The organism is Carboxydocella sp. ULO1 (assembly GCF_002049255.1).
Taxonomy (GTDB): domain Bacteria; phylum Bacillota.
The window spans coordinates 1-221 of record NZ_BDLQ01000176.1 but is presented as its reverse complement, the minus strand read 5'-3'; the positions used below and the strand labels follow the sequence as shown (position 1 = coordinate 221).

The 221-nt window shown below is 51.6% G+C and carries 1 protein-coding gene; it reads right to left on the bottom strand.

The window, feature by feature from the left end; translation table 11 throughout:
• A partial coding sequence (locus ULO1_RS14450; RefSeq protein WP_143325479.1) for an HD domain-containing protein occupies positions 1-221 on the bottom strand: 221 nt, incomplete at both ends.

The window sequence follows — 221 nt, the reverse complement described above, 5'->3', positions numbered from 1 at the left end:
GAAAATCCCCAGGCGGTTGGCCAGGGGAGCATAAATATCCAGGGTTTCGGCAGCGATTTCCTTTTGCTTGCGGGGTGATTGAAACTTGAGAGTGCGCATGTTGTGAAGGCTGTCAGCCAGTTTAATCAGAATTACCCGAATGTCTCTGGCCATAGCCAGCAACATTTTGCGCCAGTTTTCCGCCTGTTGTTCCTCCTTGGAGCGGTACTCAATCCGGCTCA